The organism is Paenibacillus sp. FSL K6-1330, from assembly GCF_037976825.1.
Lineage (GTDB): Bacteria > Bacillota > Bacilli > Paenibacillales > Paenibacillaceae > Paenibacillus_AQ.
The window spans coordinates 4,248,888-4,272,571 of the sequence record NZ_CP150269.1 but is presented as its reverse complement, the minus strand read 5'-3'; the positions used below and the strand labels follow the sequence as shown (position 1 = coordinate 4,272,571).

Annotated in this window: 18 protein-coding genes and 2 pseudogenes; 17 read left to right on the top strand and 3 right to left on the bottom strand. The window is 45.7% G+C overall.

The features are described 5' to 3' along the window. Positions 1-128: 128 nt before the first annotated feature. From NYE54_RS19190 to NYE54_RS19135, 12 genes and pseudogenes are all read left to right on the top strand, one after another. Positions 129-728 (top strand): annotated as a pseudogene (locus NYE54_RS19190) (ABC transporter permease subunit); the annotation flags it as partial. 22 nt (positions 729-750) lie between these two features. Next, the gene (locus NYE54_RS19185) at positions 751-1,095 is read left to right on the top strand and encodes a hypothetical protein (RefSeq protein WP_339265407.1); all 345 of its coding nucleotides are present in this window, start codon (positions 751-753) and stop codon (positions 1,093-1,095) included. A gap of 174 nt (positions 1,096-1,269) precedes the next feature. Continuing rightward, on the top strand, positions 1,270-1,665 hold the full coding sequence (locus NYE54_RS19180) for a discoidin domain-containing protein (RefSeq protein ID WP_339273565.1): 396 nt from the start codon (positions 1,270-1,272) through the stop codon (positions 1,663-1,665). Then, positions 1,658-2,905: pseudogene (locus tag NYE54_RS19175) on the top strand (glycosyl hydrolase family 8); the annotation flags it as partial. The gene NYE54_RS19180 and the pseudogene NYE54_RS19175, both read left to right, overlap by 8 nt. Positions 2,906-2,956: 51 nt before the next feature. Next, positions 2,957-4,414 carry a discoidin domain-containing protein gene (locus tag NYE54_RS19170; protein WP_339273563.1) on the top strand — a complete coding sequence of 486 codons (1,458 nt, stop codon included), beginning with the start codon at positions 2,957-2,959 and terminating at the stop codon, positions 4,412-4,414. Between the two features lie 238 nt (positions 4,415-4,652). Beyond that, a protein-coding gene (locus NYE54_RS19165) for an IS5 family transposase (protein ID WP_339273500.1) occupies positions 4,653-5,413 on the top strand; the annotation gives its coding sequence in 2 pieces (ribosomal slippage) (positions 4,653-4,992 and positions 4,992-5,413; 762 coding nt in all). A gap of 207 nt (positions 5,414-5,620) precedes the next feature. Beyond that, a complete protein-coding gene (locus NYE54_RS19160; protein ID WP_339265405.1) occupies positions 5,621-8,116 on the top strand; it encodes a helix-turn-helix domain-containing protein in 2,496 nt (831 codons plus the stop codon). Between the two features lie 201 nt (positions 8,117-8,317). Then, a complete protein-coding gene (locus NYE54_RS19155; protein ID WP_098745902.1) occupies positions 8,318-9,559 on the top strand; it encodes a PTS transporter subunit EIIC in 1,242 nt (413 codons plus the stop codon). A gap of 19 nt (positions 9,560-9,578) precedes the next feature. Further along, positions 9,579-11,855 carry a glycoside hydrolase family 3 C-terminal domain-containing protein gene (locus tag NYE54_RS19150; RefSeq protein ID WP_339265403.1) on the top strand — a complete coding sequence of 759 codons (2,277 nt, stop codon included), beginning with the start codon at positions 9,579-9,581 and terminating at the stop codon, positions 11,853-11,855. A 263-nt stretch (positions 11,856-12,118) separates the two neighbouring features. After that, positions 12,119-12,712 carry a sigma-70 family RNA polymerase sigma factor gene (locus tag NYE54_RS19145; protein ID WP_339265401.1) on the top strand — a complete coding sequence of 198 codons (594 nt, stop codon included), beginning with the start codon at positions 12,119-12,121 and terminating at the stop codon, positions 12,710-12,712. Next, positions 12,672-13,622, top strand: coding sequence for a hypothetical protein (locus NYE54_RS19140; protein WP_339265399.1), 951 nt, complete (start codon positions 12,672-12,674; stop codon positions 13,620-13,622). Before NYE54_RS19145 ends, NYE54_RS19140 begins: the two co-directional genes overlap by 41 nt. 195 nt (positions 13,623-13,817) lie before the next feature. Then, positions 13,818-15,224: a PQQ-binding-like beta-propeller repeat protein gene (locus NYE54_RS19135; RefSeq protein WP_339265397.1), complete on the top strand. Its 1,407-nt coding sequence runs from the start codon at positions 13,818-13,820 to the stop codon at positions 15,222-15,224. 107 nt (positions 15,225-15,331) lie between these two features. On the opposite strand, the gene NYE54_RS19130 is transcribed toward NYE54_RS19135, so the two are convergent. Together NYE54_RS19130 and NYE54_RS19125 are read right to left on the bottom strand one after the other, a co-directional pair. Then, positions 15,332-15,511, bottom strand: a complete 180-nt coding sequence (locus tag NYE54_RS19130; RefSeq protein ID WP_076321652.1) for an H-type small acid-soluble spore protein — start codon at positions 15,509-15,511, stop codon at positions 15,332-15,334. Between the two features lie 11 nt (positions 15,512-15,522). Further along, on the bottom strand, positions 15,523-15,693 hold the full coding sequence (locus NYE54_RS19125) for a hypothetical protein (RefSeq protein WP_339265396.1): 171 nt from the start codon (positions 15,691-15,693) through the stop codon (positions 15,523-15,525). A gap of 309 nt (positions 15,694-16,002) precedes the next feature. Here NYE54_RS19125 and NYE54_RS19120 point away from each other — a divergent pair, with 309 nt between their 5' ends. The 3 genes from NYE54_RS19120 (at position 16,003) to NYE54_RS19110 (ending at position 18,526) form a co-directional block, all read left to right on the top strand. Further along, entirely contained in the window at positions 16,003-16,989 is a 987-nt protein-coding gene (locus tag NYE54_RS19120; protein ID WP_339265395.1) for a phosphotransferase, read from the top strand. 34 nt (positions 16,990-17,023) lie between these two features. Next, positions 17,024-17,665 (top strand): hypothetical protein, encoded by a 642-nt coding sequence (locus tag NYE54_RS19115; RefSeq protein ID WP_339265393.1) that lies wholly within the window; start codon positions 17,024-17,026, stop codon positions 17,663-17,665. Between the two features lie 126 nt (positions 17,666-17,791). After that, positions 17,792-18,526, top strand: a complete 735-nt coding sequence (locus NYE54_RS19110; RefSeq protein WP_339265392.1) for a class I SAM-dependent methyltransferase — start codon at positions 17,792-17,794, stop codon at positions 18,524-18,526. A gap of 700 nt (positions 18,527-19,226) precedes the next feature. Here NYE54_RS19110 and NYE54_RS19105 read toward each other — a convergent pair. After that, positions 19,227-20,828, bottom strand: coding sequence for a sialidase family protein (locus NYE54_RS19105; RefSeq protein WP_339265390.1), 1,602 nt, complete (start codon positions 20,826-20,828; stop codon positions 19,227-19,229). 131 nt (positions 20,829-20,959) lie between these two features. On the opposite strand from NYE54_RS19105, the gene NYE54_RS19100 reads away from it, so the two are divergent. Beyond that, on the top strand, positions 20,960-22,015 hold the full coding sequence (locus NYE54_RS19100) for a substrate-binding domain-containing protein (RefSeq protein WP_339265388.1): 1,056 nt from the start codon (positions 20,960-20,962) through the stop codon (positions 22,013-22,015). Positions 22,016-22,541: 526 nt separating this feature from the next. Continuing rightward, a complete protein-coding gene (locus NYE54_RS19095; RefSeq protein ID WP_339265386.1) occupies positions 22,542-23,618 on the top strand; it encodes a GntR family transcriptional regulator in 1,077 nt (358 codons plus the stop codon). Positions 23,619-23,684 lie beyond the last annotated feature (66 nt).

Below are 23,684 nucleotides of genomic sequence, written 5' to 3'. Positions count from 1 at the left end.
AGTCATCATTATGGTATCAGAAAGTCATAAGGATAGTGGTTGACCAGAATCATTGATTATAGAATGAGGGTGTAAGGGTTTACATGACGTGACAAGAAGGGGCTGGAACATGAGGGGTTCGTCTCACCAGCCGGTTCTATCAAAGCACATTCCTGCTGCCGCATATCATCTCGATGGTCGTGGTCGCCTATCTGGTCTACAGCTTTTTGAATGTGGATAGCGGTCTTGTGAACAGGTTATTGATCAATTGGTTTGGTTCGGAGGCGGTGTCTTGGTATGGAGAACCCAAGTATTGGCCTTACATCCTGGTCATCGTAAATGCATGGAAGAACGTTGGTTATCTATCCATCATCTATTTCGCTTCCATTATCGGAATAGACAAAGAATATTATGAAGCCGCCACGATTGATGGTGCAACCAAGTGGAAGCAGATGACCCGGATCACCATCCCGCTTATTTTGCCTGTCATCACCACCATGACCCTGCTTGCGGTCAGCGGCATTCTCCGGTCGGATTTCGGATTATTCTATCAGGTTCCTATGAATACAGGCGCTCTGATCCCGACAACGAATACCATCGATACCTTTGTCTATCGTGCCATGATTCAATCGGGGGATATCGGCATGTCGACAGCAGCTGGATTCTATCAATCCGTCGTTTGTTTAGTGCTCATCCTAGTAGCGAATACGGCAGTAAGACGCATTAATAAACGTGATGCTTTATTTTAACAGAGGGGGAGAGATAGAAAAGGTGAAGGAATGGAGCCCTAAAAAATGGATCGGCGCATCTTCGATTCACCTGTTTTTCTGGGCATTTACAGTCGCCTCGTTAATTCCGTTCATCCTGGTCTTTATGGTGTCGATATCCAGTGAAGATTCCATCTTACAGAACGGATACTCATTGTTTCCCAGTCAAATCAGCTTTGCGGCCTATCAATTTTTATTCAATGATTTTTCGGAAATAGCGAAAGCTTACGGCGTCACGATCTTGACCACACTGGTTGGAACCGTCGTAAGCCTGTTGATAACAGCGCTTTTTGCTTATCCGTTATCCAGACCCGAGGTCTATGTGTATTTACCGAATCGGGTACACTAGTGTCCCTCCTACTTGAGTTAAATTCATAGTCGAATACATGACAACCTTAAAAAAACAACAATACACCTTAATTTAGTCCCTTTCCGAATTTGAGAAATGGGATTAGAACTAAGATACCATACAATAATTTGTATACATCCCAGAATGTGGTTTTTATAACTCCGTGAAAGGGGGATTGCTTATACCGAGTGTTCAAAAAGCATTAATAAAGTCAAACTCATATGGGAAGACGCCTATGGGAAAAGCTACAAAATTCAAGTGTCGACGGATACGGCAGCGCCTGTAAATTGGACGGAGGTATACTCCACTTCAACCGGTGACGGAGGGATGAACGAAATCTCATTCGCAGCACGGGATGCCAGATATGTAAGGATGTATGGCACGGTAAGAGGAACATCCTACGGGTACTCTTTGTACGAGTTTGAGGTGTACGGTTCCGCTGCTTCAAGCAGCGATACGGATCCCGGCGATATGAGATCAGCAATGACGCAGGGTTTATCTTTTAGAAGTAACTATGGTCACAGGCAAGATGCCCGAAACCAATCCAATAGGAGGAATAGGAATGTATAAAAAATGGTCAATTCACGCACTTTGCCTCGTCCTTTTGATGTCGACTTTTCTCTCACCGGTGTTTGTACAAGAAGCCCACGCAGCAGGCGAGCAAAAGCCGTTTCCCCAGCAAGCAAACTTTGCTGGGATTACGAAGCCCAATCATCTCTCGCAGTCGCAATTGAATGCAGACGTTATCGCTTACTATAATTCATGGAAATCCAGCTATTTGAAGAACAACTTGTCCTCCTTGCCCGGCGGATATTATGTGAAAGGCGAAATTACAGGAGAACCTGGCGGGTATAAGGCGTTGGGCTCTTCCGAAGGTCAAGGATACGGCATGCTCATTACGGTGTTAATGGCTGGTTATGATCCGAATGCCAAAACCATTTACGACGGCCTGTTCAAAACGGCCAGAGCTTATAAAAGCAAGGGAAATCCTAACTTGATGGGCTGGGTCGTAGCGGACTCCAAAAACGCGCAGGGAGATTTCTACTCGGCGACCGACGGGGATCTGGACATTGCTTACTCGCTCATTCTTGCTCATAATCAATGGGGTTCATCCGGTACAATCAATTATTTGGCGGAAGCCAAAAAAATGATTACGGATGGAATCAAGAAAAGCAATGTCACGACTAACAACCGGTTAAATCTCGGCGATTGGGATAGCAAAAGCGCACTGAACACGAGACCTTCGGATTGGATGCTCAGCCATTTAAGAGCCTTCTACGAGGTTACCGGCGATTCAACGTGGTTGAATGTCATCAATAACCTGTACAACGTCTATAGTTCATTCAGCGCCTCCTATTCGCCGAACACGGGGTTGATTTCGGATTTTGTCGTTGACAATCCTCCAAAACCCGCTCCACGAAATTATTTGGAAGAGTTCCCGGAAACGGACGAATACAATTATAATGCCGCTCGGGTACCACTCAGGATTGTGATGGATTACGCACATTATGGTGAGACGAGAGCCAAATCGATCACCGATAAACTGACTTCCTGGATTAAAGGAAAGACGAGCGGCAACCCCAACAATATTCGGGACGGGTATCTATTGAACGGAACGGTGTCTCCATCGGCAAGCGGGGCGGAAGGTGTTTTTGTCGCTCCGTTTATTTCGGCAGGAACCCCGAATAGCGGAAACCAGGCCTGGATCAATAGCGGCTGGGACTGGATGAAAAGTCATAAATCCGGCTATTACAGCGACAGCTTCACCCTTTTAAACATGCTGTTCATTTCAGGTAACTGGTGGAAGCCAGGAGGGGGAGGGAACCCAGCAGATACGCAAGCACCAACGGCTCCGTCGAATTTGGCGGTTACTGGAAAGACTTCGTCCAGTGTCACTCTTTCATGGAATGCTTCTACGGATAATGTAGGGGTTACGGGTTATGAGGTTTTTAACGGCTCAACACCAGCGGCTTCCGTTACAGGAACGAATGCGACCATCAGTGGCTTGAGCGCCAACACGGCCTACACCTTTACGGTCAAAGCCAAAGATGCCGCCGGGAATATATCGGGCGCAAGCAATGCAGTGACAGCCACAACAAATAACGATACATCGTCCCCGAATCTTGCCTTGAACAAGACGGCCGTTGCAAGCTCAAGCGAAGCCTCGGGCTTTGAGCCAGCTAAAGCTTTTGACGGCAGCCAGGCAACGCGATGGGCAAGCGCAGAAGGCGTTGACCCGCAATGGATTTATGTCGATCTCGGGGCAGTGAAGAACATCAACCGAATCCAATTAAATTGGGAAGAAGCCTATGCGAAGAGTTACAAGATTCAAGTATCTGTCGATAACGGGACACCTACCAATTGGACGGATGTATTCTCCACAACAACCGGGAATGGCGCCATAGATGAGATTGCCTTTTCGAACCGAAATGCGAGATACGTGAGAATGTACGGCACGGCCAGAGGTACCCCTTACGGATACTCCTTATATGAGTTTGAAGTGTACGGAACAGATTCTACGGGCGGCTCGGATACGGAGACACCAACGGTTCCAACGAATTTGGCAGTAACCAACACGACCTCCTCCAGCGTTACGCTTTCATGGGGTGCTGCAACGGACAACGTAGGCGTTACCGGTTACGATGTTTATGAGGGCGCCACGTTGGCTGCCATCGTTACCGACACGACAGCGACGGTTAGCGGGCTAAACGCCAACACGACCTATACATTTACGGTTAAAGCGAAAGATGCAGCCGGCAACGTCTCGGCTGCAAGCAACGAAATCAGTGCGACCACTAGCGGGGATACGGTGAACCCTGTCAAACTTACAGCGATCGAGGACAGCTTCGTTCGTGGCGGTACGTATGCCGGGGATCAATATGGCTCCCAGAATACGATGACTGTAAAGCTGCGCGCCTCCAATGCCTCTTACGATCGAGCAGGATACTTGAAATTTGATACTACCTCATTAAGCGGGTCCGTAAGCTCTGCTATTCTCAAAATCTATGTAACCAATATTCATAGCAATACGAGCTCCTATACAGTGGAAGCCAGGGGTATCAACAATGATGCATGGTCTGAAACATCGATCAACGCAACTAACCAGCCGACAGAAGCCGGGTCTGCATTGGGGACCGTGAAGGTAAGTCAAACAGGTGCCTATGTGAGCTTTGATGTCACTTCATTTGTGAACAGTCAATCGGATGGAGTCGTAAGCTTCCGCATCGTCGGTCTAGATGAAGATATGGGCGCAGATTATGCGACCAAGGAACATTCGGATACGGCCATTCGCCCTGTTCTTATCATTAACGGAGATTAATGACTACATTAAAACCACGATCAAGTGGAATCTTGGATTAAGACAGAAGGGCTGCCAATTGGGCAGCCTTTCACTTTGTTGGTCATGAACCATAGGATTATCGAATCCTTTCAAGAAACTGAACACCATGATGCCGATTAGGTTTTTATCTAATCGGCATCAGCTTTCTTTACAATGAAACTAAACTAGGGCGTGTATGCAAACTGTGACCCCATAATTTGGGTAATTAATAAGTATGATGAGACGATATGAAATACGAGACGACCAATGGGAAAAGATTAAGGACCTACTGCCACCGGAACGAAAACCACAAGGAGGGAGACCCCCGAAAGACCATCGTCATATGCTGAATGCCATGTTATGGATTGCACGCACCGGTGCCCCTTGGCGGGATTTACCGGAATACTACGGCTCTTGGTCCAGCGTTTACAGCCGATTTCGCCGCTGGCAAATCGCCGGCATTTGGGACAAAATTTTAGAGCATGTCTCCATTGAACCTGATTGGGAAAGCGTCATGATTGACGCGACAATCGTCCGTGTCCACCAACATGGATCGGGAGCAAAAGGGGGGGCCTCAAGCAAGCAATAGGGCGTTCTCGTGGCGGACTAACCACCAAAATTCATGCCGTGGTTGATGCTTTAGGTAATCCCCTACGCTTTAAGCTAACAGGAGGTCAATGCCACGATTCGGTAACCGGCTACGAGATGTTAAAACAGATGGATCTAACTAAAAAACAAGTTTTGGCTGATCGAGCGTACGACACCAATCAAATTCTTCATTTGTTAGAGCAACAATCAGCTACGCCTGTGATACCCAGTAAGAAAAATCGACGCAAACTAAGAAAATGGGATAAAGAAATTTACAAAGAACGGCATCTCATTGAATGTTTTTTCAATAAAGTAAAACATTATCGTCGGTTGGCGACTCGCTTTGATAAGTTAGCAAGCTCTTTCAAGGCTTTTTTAACGCTGGCATCCATTATGGTCTGGCTCGCTTAGGTTTGCATACACGCCCTAGTATAATAACATTTAGTGCTCCGGATAGCCTGTGTTCTAATGTATGTAAAAGTCGTAAACTATACATGCTATCATGATAAGGTTCTATAATTTATGATGATATTTGCAATCTATGAGTCACTTTATCATCCGTTCGATATGTACAATAAAGATATATCGTTTTCAGTTCATAAGAAATGAGGGCCCAATATGCGTTACCTTTATGAATTTATCGAGCATCAAGATGACATGCCTTTTAAGCTGTTTGTCAACAGTGTGAAGCAGGTTCCATTTCACTGGCATAAAGAGGTGGAGATTGTCTATGTTCTCCAAGGTTCTGTTATCATGCATCTTGACCAGAAGCAGTATACCCTGCATCAGGACGATGTCATTGTGGTGAACAGCATGTCGATCCATAAGTTTGAACAGAATAGCCCTGACAATATTTTATTAACGCTTCAATTTGGCCCGGAGTGGCTGCATAATAATGTTTTTATTTCCTGTAATTCTACGACAGAGGCTGAGCCGACCGGCTTCCGATTTGACACAATCAAGCAAGAACTTGCAAAGATGGTGTGGGAGATGAACAAGAAGTCTCCAGGCTATCGAAGCTACACGATGGGAAGGCTGCAAACCTTATGTGGGCATTTATTGCGATATTTTTCGGAAGGGATCAATCCGGAAGCTGAAGATGGCAGCAAGAGTTATGACTATAAAAGGTTGAATCGGGTTCTTACCTATATCGATCAAAATTATAAAGAGAAGATTACGCTGCAGACGATGGCGGAACAAGAACACTTAAGTTTGCATTATTTTTCTCACTTTTTCACCGATAAAATCGGTATTCCTTTCCAAAAGTATTTAACGCTGATCCGATTGGAGAAGGCCCAGTCGGAGCTTTCCGGAAGTGAAAAGAGCATTACCGAAATTGCGATGGATTGCGGTTTTGCGAACGTAAAGCTATTCAATAAGTATTTCAAAGAAAAGTACGGTTGTACACCAAGCTCGTATCGTGAAGCCGCTGCTCCGCTTCAGGATAAGCCTAATCGAAAACCGCTTACATATGAAGAATCCTCTAGTGGGGACTATTATGAATTAGATACGATCAATGCGATGGGGGCGTTATATCGATATCTGGAAGTGAAGTCGGATCAAGAACAGGAGAGGGCGAACCCACTAACGTCGGTTGTTACGGATCAGGAGCAAATTCGGATTCAGCCGGGAATGTTGTCAACAGGGTACAAAAAACACTGGAATGTTACCACAACAGCTGGCAGGGCAGTTGAAGGGCTGCGCGATGACTGGCGTCGGCAGCTTTCCGAGCTTAAAGCACGAATTCCTTTTGAATATATACGTTTTCATGGCATCTTTAATGATGAGATGATGGTATACAACGAAGAGGATGACGGTACTCCGGTCTATAATTGGGCTTATGTTGACAAGCTTTATGACTTTCTTATTGAGCTGGGAATCAGGCCGTTTGTGGAGCTAGGCTTTATGCCGACCTTGCTCAGCCGTTCCAACGAAACGGTATTCTGGTGGAAAGGGAATATTTCCCCTCCAGCTGATCAGGCAAAATGGGAGGCACTTGTTCGTGAGTTCGTTCGGCATTGCTTAAATCGCTACGGGGCTGAGGAAGTAAAACAGTGGTACTTTGAAGTATGGAATGAACCGGATTTATCAGGCGTTTGCTGGGCAGGAAGCAAAGAGGAATATTTCTCCTTTTATGAATCTACCGTTCGAGTGATCAAGTCGGTTCTTCCTGAACTAAAAACAGGCGGACCTGCTTTAGGTTATGGTTCACTTTGGAACGACACATGGGCCGAGGAGTTTATGGAATATTGCAAGAGGCATCATGTAGCGATCGATTTCTTTTCTTTTCATATCTATTCGGAGTATCCCCAGCTCAAAGCGGAGCAGAATATGTTAACGAAAATGATGCCTCCAACTTTTTATAAAGAGAGCATCCATCGACTGCAGGAAAAAATGGAGCTTGCCGCTTTCCGTGATATGGAGCTGCATATTACCGAATGGAACTTTTCCCTCTATGACCGGCATCTGTTGCACGATACCATGTTTATGGCCCCATTCGTGATGTATCATGCGATGAATACACTGGGAGATGTGCAGGCCATGGCTTTTTGGTGCTTCACTGATGTGTTTGAGGAAAGTCTTGTTCCATCCTCTCCGTTTTATGGAGGCTTTGGTTTAATGAATCGGGATGGACTTAAGAAGCCGAGCTATTACGCCTTTGAGCTTCTTCAGAAACTGGGTGAAGAGATAATCGTTAAGGGTGATGGTTATGTAGGTACTCAGAATAAAGACGGGAGCATACAACTTCTGCTGTATCATTACGTCCATTTAGATCATATGTTTTCAAGCGGGGACTGGTCGGAGATGTCCAATTATAACCGTTACAGCGTGTTCCAAGAGAAAGGCAGCAAGGTGTTTCAAATCAATATTCCTCATCTACCGGGAACCTATAAATGCACAACCTATCAGATGGACCGGGATCATGGCTCCGTTTTTGACGAGTGGGTTCGCATGGGAGCACCCGAAATCTTGACGGAGGAGGAACTTGCGTATCTTCACGGAAGAAGCGGCCCGGTCATCCGGACAGAGATATTACAGGATCAAGGTTGGCAGAAAGAAATCAATCTTCCACCGCATGGTGTGCTATTGCTCACATTAGAGAAACAGTTTTAAACACAATCTTCAAGAACACCTCCTCCATGAGAGGGGGTGTTTTTTGCTGTCGATTCCAAGTAGATGCGAATAACCGGATCTAAGGATAAGAATTGAACAAAAAACGCCCATAGGCGAGGCAATTTACAACGAGTAAGCGTTAACAAAAGTACCTATACTATAGCTATGTGCACAACAGAATTAAGGGAGGGGAATCAACAGATGAAGCGTTTTATGAAATGGATGACGGAATCTTTTGCGCCAAGATTGGATGCGATTACAAATAACATTTGGATAGCATCAATACAAGAAGCCATTATGGTTGCCATCCCGATGATTTTTATCGGTTCTATTATTACTTTGATCTCAATTTTGCAAGACTTCATTCCTGGCATGCCGGATTTGACGCCAATCACAACATTCAGTTTTGGCCTTCTCGGTTTGTTTATTGCATTTCTGACGCCGTATACCGTTATGGAGAAAAAGGAGAGGCACAAAATCAAGCTGCTCGCAGGAATGACCGGCATATCCTTATTCCTCATGCTGCTTAATCCCGTCGTAAACGAAGACGGAACCGTTCAGTTCATTCTTGAGCGTTTCGGTCCTGCGGGTATGGTTACGGCACTCATTGTAGGCGTCTTCATCGCCGTGATCATGAATGTCTGCGCTAAGTTTTCTTTCTTTAAAAAAGGGTCTTCCATGCCAGAGTTTATTATGGATTGGTTTGACTTCCTGGTACCGATTGCTGTGATCATGGGCATAGGCTGGGTTCTTGTATATCAGCTCCACTTTGATATCTTTGGACTGATTGTGAGCGTGTTTGAACCTATTAATGCTATGGGGCAAAGCTTGTTCGGGTTTATTCTATTTAACTTTATTGGGGTTGTATTGTATTCCTTCGGAGTTAGCCCATGGGTTCTGATGCCAATATGGTATGCCATATGGATTCCGGCGATTGAGGAAAATGCCGCATTGGTTGCGCAGGGACTGGATCCTGTCAACATTAATACATTTGAAACATTTTTCTCCGGATGGCTTGGAATCGGAGGGATGGGTGCAACATTGCCGCTTGTTATCTGGTTCCTGTTTGCCAGATCCAAAAAGCTGAAAACCATTGGTAAAGCAACATTAATTCCTTCCCTGTTTAATATTAACGAGCCTGTTGTGTATGGAGCACCAGTTGCCTTCAATCCGCTATTGATGGTGCCTATGTGGATTAATGGTCTCATTACGCCCATTATTGTTTACTTAGCTCTTGATATGGGTTTTGCACAAATCCCAAGTAAAATCTTCCAGCTATGGTATACGCCGATCGGTGTATCGACTTACCTCATGTCCGGATTCAATGGACTTATTCTGCTCGCCGTCGTCTTGTTGATTGTGTTCGCCGTATGGTTTCCGTTTTTCAAACTGTACGATGCGCAGGAATTGAAGAAAGAGCGGGAGTTACAAGAAGAAGCTTGATATGAAAGGGTGGATACAAATGAAAGTATCTATTAACGCATTGATAAAGGAAATGACACTTACTGAAAAAGCATCCCTGTGCGCAGGATTAAATATGTGGATGACCAAAGGGATCGAGAGACTCGATATTCCGCCGGTTCATATGTATGACGGAACGAATGGGATTCGAAAAACGAACAGTGACGATGAAATGGGGATCACGACAGAGAATGTTCCCGCAACTTGTTATCCTACGGGCTCCGCTATCGGTTCTTCGTGGAATCCTGAACTGCTGCACGAAGTTGGGGAGGCACTTGGTAATGAATCCAAAGAGATGGGAGTCGAATTGCTGCTCGGCCCAGGAATCAACATGAAGCGGACTCCGCTTGGGGGAAGAAATTTCGAATATTACTCCGAGGATCCCTGTCTGACAGGCGAACTGGGCGCTGCTTTCATCAATGGTCTCCAAAGCAAAGGAGTTGGCGCTTCGCTTAAACACTTTGCTTGCAACAATCAGGAATTCGAGAAAATGGTGACGAGTTCAGAGGTGGACGAACGGACGCTGCGCGAAATTTATTTAAGCGCCTTTGAGCGAATTATTAAAAAATCGGATCCTTGGACCGTCATGTGCTCCTATAATTTGCTTAATGGCTCGTATACTAGTGAGAACGAGCATTTATTACATGATATCTTGAGAGAAGAATGGGGATACGAGGGCGTCGTGATCTCAGACTGGACAGCTGTGAATGATCGGATCCGTGGGCTGAAAGCAGGACTTGATCTCGAAATGCCGGGGCCAGCCGGTTATAACACGAATGCGATTATCAAAGCCGTGGAGAGCGGAAATCTTGCAGAAGAGCAGCTCGACAAAAGCGTTGCCCGTATTCTAAAACTCGTAGAACGTGTAACTGGTATTGAAGAATCGGCTCCGGTATCTGATATGGAGTACCACAATCTTGCGAGAAAAGCTGCAGCAGAAAGCATTGTGCTCCTAAAGAATGAGAATGGCATTCTTCCGATCCATGCGGAGTCAACCCATTCCATTGCAGTTATCGGCCGTTTCGCCAAAAAACCTAGAATTCAAGGAGCCGGCAGCGCAAAAGTAACGCCGACGCGCGTTGATATTCCATTTGAAGAAATGAAGGCGTTGGCTGGAGCTTCCGTTGAGATGAGTTATGCTCAGGGCTACCCTGAAGATGACTCCATTCATGTGGAGATGATCAAGGAAAGTGTCGCATTGGCGGCAAAATCGGATGTGGCAGTTATATTCGTTGGCCAGCCTGAGTACGCCGAATCCGAGATGCGTGATTTGAAGGGCATTGATTTGCCGGAACAGCAGATCCTGCTCATTCAAGCGATTGCAGCCGTACAACCTAAATGTATTGTGGTGACCAGCAGCGGTTCAGCCTTGGCGATGCGTCCATGGGTTCAGCATGTTCCCGCTGTCATTCACTCATGGCTTTCCGGACAAGGCATGGGTAAAGCAATTGCTGAAATTTTGTTTGGACAGGTGAGTCCATCCGGTAAACTGTCCGAGACGTTTCCGGTTAAACTTTCTGACAATCCTTCACATATGAGGATCCGTGGTGAAAACGGCAAGCTGTATTATCGTGAAGGGCTGTTCGTCGGCTATCGATACTACGATCGAAAGGAACTCGCTCCACAGTTTCCATTTGGCCATGGCTTATCCTACACTTCATTTGCCTATAAGGATATGAAGGTAGCTCAAACGGAGACAGGGATCACAGTCTCTTTCTGGCTGGAGAATATCGGAAACCGAACAGGGAAAGAGGTCGTTCAGCTTTACGTCCACGACGAAGAATGCACATGGACACGTCCTGAGAAAGAATTGAAGGCATTTTCTAAAATCGAGTTGGCTCCTGGGGAGAAACAGCAGATTGTCTTTGAACTTGAAGAGAGAGACTTTGCTTATTACAACACCAAATATAACCGCTGGGTAGCGGAGAGTGGTTATTTCCAAATTGCACTTGGCAGCTCTTCTCGTGATATCAGAATTACGGAGCGACTGTATTGTGATTTTGGCAAGGAAGAAGTATCATTTCATAAATTCAGCTTGGTTAGCGATTGGATCAACGACCCCACTGCGAAATCCGTATTGGAAGAGTGTCTGAACGAGATGAATCAGCATGTCGTAGAGAAGATTTACCTCAATGAAGAGTTCATCGGATTTTGGGAAGACTGTCCAGTCATTAAGATTTTGCAAATGTATGGCCAAACCTGGATGGTTGACCGGTCACCGGATGAAATCATTGAAGAGCTTATAAGTCGAGTCTATCAGCGACGCGGTAACATGTAAGACAAGATAATATTTCTTATAATAGCTTGGGATCTGAAAAAGGATTCCAAGCTTTTTTAGTATACAAAATGGCGCAACCACCATAATTAGGCCCTGTATTGCAGATTGTCAGAGAACCAGCTCTGATGCAGCAGTTGTGCAGAACATGGCGATCCACCTGAACAAACTACTTGCGAAGTTCGTTTTAGACTGTAGTGATTTATTGTGCTGTCACATTATGGGTCAAGTTGTTCGTTGTATAGAGTGAAAGGGGGGGAGAGGGCTTGAATGACGCGGAGATAAGTCAGATCATTGCAGATGTGTTGGATGGGGAGACAGAACAATTCGAGAAAATCATGAAGGTTTATCAAAAACCGATTTTTCTCTACTGTTATCATATGCTGGGTAATCATGCCGAGGCCGAAGATAACGCACAGGAAGTATTTCTGAAAACATTCCGCAGCTTGCGGAAATATACTCAATATAAGATGGATTTTGGCGCATGGTTATACAAGATAGCCTATCATCAATGTATTGACATCATCCGTAAGCGAAAACTGGTGAAATATTTACCTTTCTTTTACCAGGATGATAAAGAAAATAATGATGTCGATATGCATATTGAAGCCAACTATTTTGATGAATCCGTACATCAGGCCATGGCGAAATTATCGGCGGAAGAGCGTAATTTGTTAATCTTACGTTGTGTCGAGGATAAGAGCTACCAGGAGATCAGTTTGATTCTCGGCAAGAACAGCGCAAGCCTTCGTAAAAAATACGAACGTACATCTGCAAAATTTCGAAAGTATTATGCTCAAGTAAAGGGAGTGGGAATGTATGAATATGGACAGGGAACGGGATTTGAAAAAACTGTTTGATGACCCGCGCATTCCCGACGTCGACCTGACAGGAAAAGTAATGAATACACTATATGCTCAGCCAAAAGAAAAGGAGAGGTTTTTTGTGAAATATAAAGTTGCTTTGACTGCGTTTGTAGGAATGATGTTAATGGCCTCCACAGGTTATGCGGCAGTTCAATATCATTCTTTGACGAATAAGGATGGCGAAGTCGTATATGAGACTAAATCGACGAAAGATTACGGAAAAACAGAATCGAAAGAAGAGATAGAGCGTTGGGAGGCATACTATGAACTTAAGGAAAAGGTGCTAAAGAACGGGGAAGCTGGGCTGTTCTATTTGGTTGCCAATAACCCGAATCATGAAACAATTCTTGGAACGCAGATAACTAAGTTCCAAGATCTTTCTCAATTGCGCGATAAGATTACGGATAAATACGTTAAGATCGCAGACAAAGTCAATGGAAATTATACATTCCAAACGGCGCACGTAATGTTTAAAAATGCTCAGGAAGTGAATCCTCCTTCTTCGGAAGAAAAAAAGAAAATGGCAGAAAAGCTGAGAAAGCAGGCGGAAGAATCCAATCAGGGATATGCCATGATGCCGGTTGAAATGACAGATCAGTTTTTCATTCTCAATGCTACGTATCAAAATGGAGAGGATAAAATCGGGGTTAATATCACTAATCTGACTGGAAAGAGCGACCCTACAACGTATATTGACGAGAAAGTTGAATTTAAGCAGGAGAAGATTCAAGTGAAGGGTGTAGAAATGCTGCATACAGAATTTGGTCCTTCGCAGTGGCACGAGCTGAAATGGGTATACGAGAGCCCGGACAAAAAGGTCAAATACGTCTATAGTATAGATGGAGACATGAATAAAGTAAGCAAAGAAACCTTGATGAAAATTGCTGAAAGCTATTTGAAATAATAAATTTTAATCAACGGGAATCTTCTCCAATGCGAATTGGGGTTGATTCCCGTTTTGGGATGATAAACAGTTTTTATGTAGGCAATTACTTAAGGGAACTTAAAGATTATTTATAGTTCGCTTGGAACTTTATGCCTTCTCTGAGCGTTGTATTTGTCGTGAAGCAAGAAGCCATAACAAATGGGAGGGCTATTCATGCTTAGAATTGAAATGAAACGATGGATTAAACATCTCAAAGGTCAATTACGCCGGCTTATCATTGCAAGTATTGCAGCAGGCTTACTTACAGTCCATGGCGTGTTGGCAGTACCACCTACGCAAGTGAATGCAGAACCTGCCGATGTTTCGGTACGCAACTGGTATCCTTCCTCAGTCTTCGAAGTTCCTGAAGTAAAACCTTCTTGGACGGTGAAGGTGGACAACTATCTGGATATGGACGACGAGAATTATCTAGGTCGCCAGGCGATTGCTGAAGATGGGAAGGTGTTCGCATTCACCGGGAAAAAGCTGATTGCCATCGATGCGAGTACAGGCAAGCGGTTATGGAGTTACGGTAAGGACCTAAAGCCTTACGTTGTATTTCATAATGGCGTTATTTATGGCCTATCGGGAGATCAGATGCCATACGCTTTGAACGCAAAGACAGGTAAATTGAAATGGCAGTCGAACACATCCATCTACATGGATACTCGGCTTCGTACGGAAGTGCTGGTTCCAACTGTTGATACGCTGTATGCAATAAAAGGGAGCAGTACCTTCGCGTTTGATGCAGCCACAGGAAAGTTACGGTGGAAAACGAACGAGCCGTCAGGAGAAGGACATGGCACTGATTATCTTCAGGAGGCGGATGGAGTAATCCTTCGGACGTTCTATATACAAGGAGCGCTCACTTCTCTTCAATTGACTGCCTATGACAAGAAGACGGGCAAGAAGTTATGGGACCATTTTGGTCAGGGAGAAGCGCTCCAAATTAAAAACGGTCTCGTGTATTCGGTTGACTATTATTCTCCATTGCTGACTGATTATCAGTCGCTGCCGGACCGCAAAGTGATCGTAAATGTGTATAACCTTAAGACCGGCGTAAAGAAGAGCAGCCGAGATTATAGCTGGAAAATGTCGGGGGAGCCGCCATATGAGTACGGCGGAGGCGGCTTATTTATAAACCAAGGGAAGTTATACATGGATCAGGGCAATAAGGTGGCCGAATATAATTTTGACACCTATAAGAAAGGTGAGGTCCCTTTGCGAACTTTTCCTCGCCCTTATGGGGGCGACTGGGAGTTGATCGGACTGGTTCAGGAACGGTTGATTTTCAAAGACATAATGACTCGTGAACTGGCAGGCATCAAGCTGGCGAATGGAGAACAGATCGATTGGAGAGGCGATGCACCTGTTGCGCAGATTGACGTATATGGGAAAGGGTTATATCGGGCGCAGCGTAACGGCACATTACTCGGCATCAATATGTTGACGACGTTGCCAGTTTTTAGAGTAACGACGGGTGCAGATTTACACGAGTCGACGCTAAAGACAAACGGTATGATCATCATCCAAGCGGAGGATAAACTCCTCGGGGTAAAGGTACCGGCATCGTTGAAATAAAGGAATAGCTTGTGCTACTTGAATCATATTTCGTTTTAACAATAAAAAATCCCACCAACGAAATTGGATGGGGATTTTTTATTTAAGGTTGGGTGAGTGTTTCTATCTTATGGATGCTCGGTGAGACTGGATAAAGGGACGGTCATTTCCTGCTCCGAGTTTCCGATCGGATAGACCCGAGCGGTTTCATCCTCATTGACATGCTGGATAAAGATAGGGGTATCCTGATAAGTGACATTTTTCATAATGGCCGATTCCGAAATTTCAATCGCTCTTTGTTTGTTCATGACAGTTCTCCTTATTTCGAAAGATCTTTCAATGGATCAGCCTGACGGTGAGAGGCTTTTTGTATGTCTCGATCCAGCTTCGATGGTCCTTGAAGTTCTTCGGCAGCCTCCATTTGATCATTCAGCTGTTGTTCTATTTGTCCAATCCCATGCGCTTCTTGATGCTGTTTACTCTTCGCCAAAACGATCCCTCCATTTTGTAGTAAGACCTTTGTAATCTCTGCATTACTACAATGCACCAAAATAAACGAACTTATGCAGCTGTTCACGTGCATTCGCGAAGGGTTATCTTCCGAAATCATAAGAAGAGTGGTATCATATTGATTGGCTAATAATTCCAAAACAGGAGTCGCACAAACTTCTTAACGAATACTCTTCGAATGAAAACATGATCGTGATCGAGATTACAGTAATCAATACAAAGTCGCTCGCTTGAGCGGCTTTTATAATTATTGGTCTATAGGACTCTTAAAAAGATGGAGGTATCCTGAATGGGAAGCTCGAAGCTATTGCTTAAAGCCGCAGAATCTTTCGAATTTCATGTAGGAACGTTAGTCTTCCTGAGTAACTCAACCAATGAAGTATATCGGTTTACGAAGGACAATCAGTCCTATATCTTGCGGTTATCTCAGAAATCACACGAATATGTACCGAAGATAAGGGCGGAGGTAGATTGGGTTTATTACTTGGTGAAGAACGGAGTACGTGCTTCATTACCGATTCAAACATGTAATAATGAGTTAACGGCCATATTCTGCGATGAAGATAAGTGGTATATAGCAACTGCTTTTCATGAGGCTGCAGGTCGCTTTTTTGATAAAAACAATGAACAGCTATGGGGCCCAAAGATATTCAGAAATTGGGGAGAAACCATGGGAAGAATGCATAGGCTATCGAAATCATATGAAGTATCAGACATCCTTGTGAAGAGAGACAGCTGGAGCAGAAGAAGCATCAATAATCCTCATCTGCAGCAAGGCAGTTTCAATGTACTTCTTGAAAAATTGATCTCTATGGAGAGTACGATTGATTCACTGCCTAGGTGTTGCGATTCGTTTGGACTCATACATCATGACTTCCATCCTTATAATTTTTTTATCGACAACAGTGAAATAACGGTTTTTGATTTTGATGATAGTATCTATGGCTGGTTTTCATTAGACATTGCAATAGCGGCCACTCATGCCGTTTGGTGGGGAGTGCATGCAGAAGATCGTGTCACAAAAAGCAGGTTTGCCCAACTGTTCTTGCGTGAATTCCTCATGGGTTACGAGAAGGAACACCATCTCACCGAGTACTGGAAACAAACAATCCCCATGTTTATGGAGTATAGAAATATTTGTTCTTTCTTCTGGTGGCTTAGTGAATGGAATGGGCATGAGAGCTGCCTTACAGAGAACCAACAGAATGCAATCAACCATGCTGTTATGCTGATTGAAAGAGGCTTGCCTTTTGATGGCTGTGATATTCAACTTTAGTAACATGATAGCTTATTTTAATGGAGGTAGTAAATTGAGGTTAAAAGCGTGTATATTAATCGCCTTCATGATTCTAACGGGTTGCTTTGCAGGAACTAAGGAACAGATCTCTCCTGAGACCGATTCGACATCTTCCAAGATCGAATTTACACCGGTGGATTTGTTCCAAGGGGACGCAGCGAAGTTTAAGCTATTCCTCGGTCCGATGACGGGTGCATTTAAATTAAAGTATGAGGGAAATAAACCTAACGTCAGCTTGGACATCGATATTTGGAAGAACGGGCAGAAGGTAGATTCGGCAGGGTCGATCGGAGATTTGTTTTACAGTTCGAATGAGCAAAAGGGCAGCAACGAAGTAGAACTAATCATATCCGTTGACACGGAATCCATAGAGGGTCAAAAGGAGTTCAGCAAGATTAAAGTCAACACCACTTCTCACACGGGATCAAGTCTTTCTACCATTACTATTCCTTGGGACAAAAAGTTGACAGCACACGGTTTGATTCAGGATACGCGTCCACGTTCGTTTACGATAGACCAGCCCGTGCATGTATTTGGGATGCATGCTACAAGTACCAATAAAATACATACAGCGGATCTTTCAACGGAATCGTTGAGAAAAACGGAGTGGGCACTTGTGTTCACTTTGCGTCTTGATGAAGAACACATAGAATAAACGCTTTGGGTTACAGTGCTTGATCCATGATCACAATTAAAGCAGAAACATGACTGGCGTTGAGGAATGAAAACAGGTCAAATATAATGGGGGGGAATTATAAAATAACGTTAAGGGGTGATTGTAGTGAAGCAAAACAAGTATGATGATCTAGGATTTTTCGAGAATTACAATCAACTTCCCCGTTCAATCAAAGGATTAGAGGGAGCAGGAGAATGGGGTGCCTTTCGATCGATGTTTCCGGAACTTAGGGACAAAAAGGTGCTTGATCTCGGCTGCGGATTCGGGTGGCACTGCAGGTACGTAAGAGAACAGCATGCACGTTCTGTGGTCGGAGTGGATATCTCAAAGAACATGCTAGAGAGGGCAAGGTTGATGACCGATGACACGAATATAGAATATGTGCAGGCCGCAATAGAGGATTTTGACTACCCTGCTAACGAGTTCGATGTCGTGATTAGTTCGCTTGCACTTCATTACATTCGTGATTTCGAGGATATCTGTAAAAAGGTATATCAGAGTCTAACGGTTGGAGGTTCGTTTGTCTTTTCAGTTGAACACCCCGTGTTTACTGCTGTGCCCGAACAAGATTGGTATTATGGCCCGGACGGGGAAAAGTTATTTTGGCCTCTCGATCACTATCATGAGGAAGGCGCACGCCAAACTAGATTTCTTGACAATGAAGTCACCAAGTACCATCGGAATATAGCCACACAGATGAATGCGTTAGTGAAAGCAGGATTCCAGTTTAGGGAAATGTCTGAGCTTAAGCCAGAACACGAGCAGCTTCAGGATCCAGAATGGCATGATGCATTCAGACGCCCCATTTTCTTATTGATCGCCGCAGATAAGCAGGTCTGACCCGCTTGGACAAAATAAACAGAGGGACACCTAAACAGGTGTCCTTTTTAGTTCATGAGGAGAATCGGTCAAGGTGACGACCATTACATATTAAACTGCCGGATATTATTCATTTGATTTCGGGAACTTTCATCGACCGTATAAAGTATCGTTAGGAGGGGGGATTAATTCAGCGCCTTTTGTAATGCCTAGGCGTTAAGGTAGAGAACTTTTATCAATGATTTAGAAACTATCACCATGTGAATATTTCACAATAGATTAGAATCAAATGTGTCGCCCACTTATATCGAATACCATACTTCTATTCTCTCCCCTTGTACAAACAGATCGTTGATACCAGAAGTGCTGCGGGCTAAAGCTGGGCAACAGGCACGGCCCAGCTCATACACTTAAGACGGCCCAGCCAACCTTTTTCTGCTTTCAGATGCGCCAGCGGTCAGGTGCGCACTAGGAGCGCTTCCGGCACACTGCTGCTCTATCCGATCCGGACGATGATCATTCATACAATGAAGATAATCAAAGGCATGAAGCATTCTTTTTGCTGACTAAAAAATGAAAGGGGGCCGCCCACTGCATCAATGATGACATATGGATGGCCCTAGATTAAATTAATTTTAACAATGTTAATCTATCATTAGCCTACTCCTATAGTGGAGAGGCCTCATTTAGACGATTGGTTTAGCCGGAGGTTATACTCCTACTAGTTCCGGAAGAACTCGACCTGATCGATATCCGCCCATTGGGAAGAGGACGAATTGGATACGTAAAATCCGATCGTCGCCTTGCCGCTCGTCACTTGAATATTGGATATCGTGACAGACGTCCACGCTGTTGTCACCGGACACCCGGTTTGAAGCATGCTGCCTCCATAGTCCTTCACTTCCATGACACAGCTGTTCTGGCCTCCGCTGCTGCGCATGCGGGCGCGCATCGTATACGTGCCGTTATCGAGACCGCTAATCGTCTGTCCGACATACGCGGTCGAAGGTCCGCTTGTGCCCGCGAGACCGACAAAGTAAGAGCCTTCGGCAGCGGGAAGCCCAACGCCGTCATTAGCTCCATGAATAAGAATCCGTTTCGGGTAATCATCGCCGTACGTCGTCCAGCCCGCTACATTGGCTGTTTCAAAACCGGGATTGTTAACGACATTCGTTTGCGGCGGTGTCACGGCATGCCCGAAGCGCAGATAGATGCCGTTTGCCGGATAAGTTGCGCTGGTGACAGCTGCGACACGGGTCGAATCAATGGTCATCAGGGCATTCCAGTTGGAGGATTTCGTATCGGATACCGGAAAAACGTTGGTTTTGTACTGCCATGACGCGCCGTTATCGGAGCTGATCATCGTAAACATCGAGGTGTAAGGATCCCCCGTGTTGGCGCTGCTTTCATCGGTCTGGAATGCGGCCATAAGACGGCCGTCGTCAAGCTTCACGACGAACGGAGCACCCGCCTTTTTGCCATTGCCGCTGGGCACGTACATCGTTTGGCGGGGAACCGACCAATTAAAGCCGTCCGGCGATATTTTATACTTGATGACAAAAGGGTGGCCGGCAACGTCCGAGGCTTCGAATACGGTTATATACCGCCCGTCGTTCATTCGCGTGATGACCGGCATACCGTCGCGGGAGCTGGCTGCCACTCCGTCGCTAACCGTGATGCGGTTGCCCCAGCCGCTTCCGTTCCAGGTCTTCATATACAAATTTTGCAGCCCGGTCGTTCCGACCGCAGCCGGACTGTCGTCCGCATAAAGCACCGCGATTGTGCCGTTGATCATGTCTAGATGCGGCTCCCACAAACCTTTAAAGCTGGAGGCGGTTGAACTCCCGACCAATCCGCCAGGCAAATCGCTCCAGGTGTAACCACCGTCGACGCTCCGCTTGACGTTAAGCTGGATGTCATAGGTCGAGCCGTTCTGTACGACCTGCCGATAGGCTAACCAAATTTCCCCGCTTGGCAGCCTTAACATTTGACCGTTCCCCACATTGCCGTCGCTGCTTGAGACAGCTGTGATCGGAGCGCTCCATGTATAGCCGCCGTCTTGCGTTCGGGAGACGACAATGCGCGTGTTGCCTCCGCCAGCGTTGGTATCGAAGGATACGAGCCACTCGCTCGGCGTAAGCTTGAGCAGCCGAGGATACCATACGCCTCCCGATGGCGGCGTATAAATGGCAATCTGCTGCGAAGCCCACGCCATACCTGATGAAGCGGCATGAACCGGCGACAATGGAATTGCCGTTAAAGCAAGCGCAAGCATGACGACGAAAGCAAGTGGTTTCTTCCAGAAGCCTTTGTTTCGAATCATATGCAATTAACCTCCCAACCCGAATTAGAAAGCGCTTTCTAAAAGGGATTGTATCGCAATTAATATCATTTAAGATATACTAAATATATATTATTTTTTCAGTGGGACTGACGTAAAAAGCGAGGTCAGACATGGAGCATCCGTTATATAAACGTATTCAGAACGACATACGCCAGCGCATTCAGAGCGGCGAGCTGCAGGCCGGCGACTTGGTCTCGTCGGAGAAGGACTTGGCCCAGCGGTACGGTGTGAGCCAGATTACAACCAAAAACGCGCTCAACGGTTTGGTAGAGGAAGGCTTGTTAGTGCGATATCGGGGAAAGGGCACCTTCGTTCGGGAACAGGTCATTCTGGAAGAGCTACATCTTAAGTCGGGCACAAAAAAGACGATCGCGATTATTTTGCCAACGATGAAAACCAAGATCGACCAGCAGCTGCTGGATGGTCTGGAACGTTATTGTGCGGAGCGGGAGTATGACCTGTTGATCCGCATTACACGCGAGTCGCAAGAGGAAGAATACCGAGCGATCAAGCAGTTCCAAGAACGAGGCGTCGATGGGTTTATCATTTTCCCGGTCGAGCAGGAAAGCTACAATAATGCAATTCTACGCTTGTCGCTCGATCGGGTTCCATTGGTGCTAGTCGACCGTTTCTTGAAAGAGATCAAAGCGTACAGCGTCAGCTCTGACAATTACGGAGGCGTTCGCGAGGCTATATCCAGTTTGCTTGCGGTGGGACACAGGCGCATTGCCTTCCTGTCACCGGAAATTACAAATTCGGTTACGGACGAAAGAGCCAAAGGCTTCGAGGCCGCTTTTATGGAACAGGGCTTGCCTATAGACAAGACACTATGGTGCATGCTGGATTTGGAAACTATAGCAGAGGGTCACGGACAACGGGATGTCGTTCGTTTTCTGCGTGATCGGAGCGATATCACGGCCGTCTTTGCCGTTAACGCGGAATTGGCCCGCTATACCCATTATGCCATTCGGGAAATGAGGACGGGAGCAGGGAACGAACCGCAACTAGCCGCTTTTGACGATCCGGATATCGAAGGCATTCCTTTCGTCCGTCAGCAATTGGATGAAGTAAGCCGGCGTGCCGTCGATTTGCTGTCGGAACAGTTGTCCGGTACGAACGAGCCAAGGCGTGAAGTCGTACCGGTCCATTGGATTTGGCCGGAATGAATCGGACTTCACGAAGTTCGATCTAAGAATACAATGAAATAACCCATCAAGGGGTCGTCCTTAAAGTAGATTGTTGAGGGATATCTTAGAATTGCCCCACGGCATATTGAATGTACAAAAGAAACCGTTCCTTTCGTAAATGGTTTGGGTTGAACCTCCATTTTACCAAAGAACGGTTTCTTTGCGTCTAAAAGTAAGCAATCTGCACGGCGTAGCGGTGAGGACGAATCGATTCCGGACAAGTGTCAGCGCTTGCCTTTGCCACCACATTTCACCCTTGCTCAGAACCATTCCAAGAAGGGGGCCTTCCGCAAGATCTAAGACCTTTTGGGTCAGCCGCTTAATTGATAAGAAACTTTGCATCTCAAAGCTCCTGCTGTTGATATCGTCTGAAAAGTCTCCATTAAGAGCAGTCTGTTTCCTTTGGAATCCTCTCTATAGATGTTTTTAGTCATTTACAAACACCAAGTTATATTATAATAATATACTAAATATACTATTTAAATCATAAAGGTTGTGATGGGCATTGAAATCTCTGCCGCTATACAAAAAAATTCAGGAAGATATCAAGCGGCTGATCGCCATCGGCAAGCTGCGGGAAGGGGACCGGGTCCCTTCGGAGAGAGAATTATCCGAACGTTACCGCGTCAGTCAAATTACAAGCAAAAATGCGCTGGTCGGACTGATGGAGGAAGGCTTGCTTGTCCGGATCCAAGGCAAGGGCACCTTCGTTATGAGCAGACCGGAAAACTCCACGGCGCTTGATCAGTTGGGAGAATGGACAGCAGGTCCGGGCAAGAGCGGGCGTATCGGGTTAGTGCTGCCGACGATGAAAACGAAAGTGGACCAGCGTTTTTTAGATAACATCGAGAAGTACGCCTCTGCCGCAGGTTATGAAGTGATGCTGAGAATTACACGCGAATCCCAGCTTGAGGAGTCCAAGGTCATCTCGTCCTTTCTGAAGCAGGGGGTGGACGGCATGATCATTTTTCCGGTTGAAAACGAGACGTACAACGATTCGATTCTGAGGCTCTCGCTGGACCGTTTCCCCTTCGTTCTGATCGACCGGTTCTTGAAGGAGGTCAAGACATACAGTGTAAGCTCGGATAACGTTAATGGCACTAGGGAAGCCGTGGAGTATTTACTTAACAAAGGCCATTCGTCTATCGCGTTCATCTCTCCTGAAATTACGAATACGGTGACGGACGAGAGGGCCCAAGGGTTTGAGCAGGCTTTTCTGGAGCATGGATATTCGATCGACAAAAGCTTATGGTGTCTCCTCCCGCTGGAAGAGATCGCATCAGGTCAATCCATTGAACATATCAGGGCGTTTTTAGATGGCAGTCCCCATATCACCGGCATCATCACGGCCAATACGGAGCTGTGCAGAAATGTCTATAAAGCCGCAGTTGCATCCGGTAGACAGGTGCCGGACGAAGTGGAGCTGATCACATTCGATCCGCCGGATCTGCCGAATGTCCCGTATATTCGCCAAAACGAGGAGGAAATGTGCCGGTTGACCGTAGAGCTGCTAATCGAGCAGATCGAAGGAGCTTTTGAGGCGAGAAGAATCGTGGTGCCAGTTATGCTGGTAAAAGAGTAAAGCGGCTGGTCGACAATAGAGGAGATCACCTATTTTATATTAAATATAGTATATAAAATTATATTA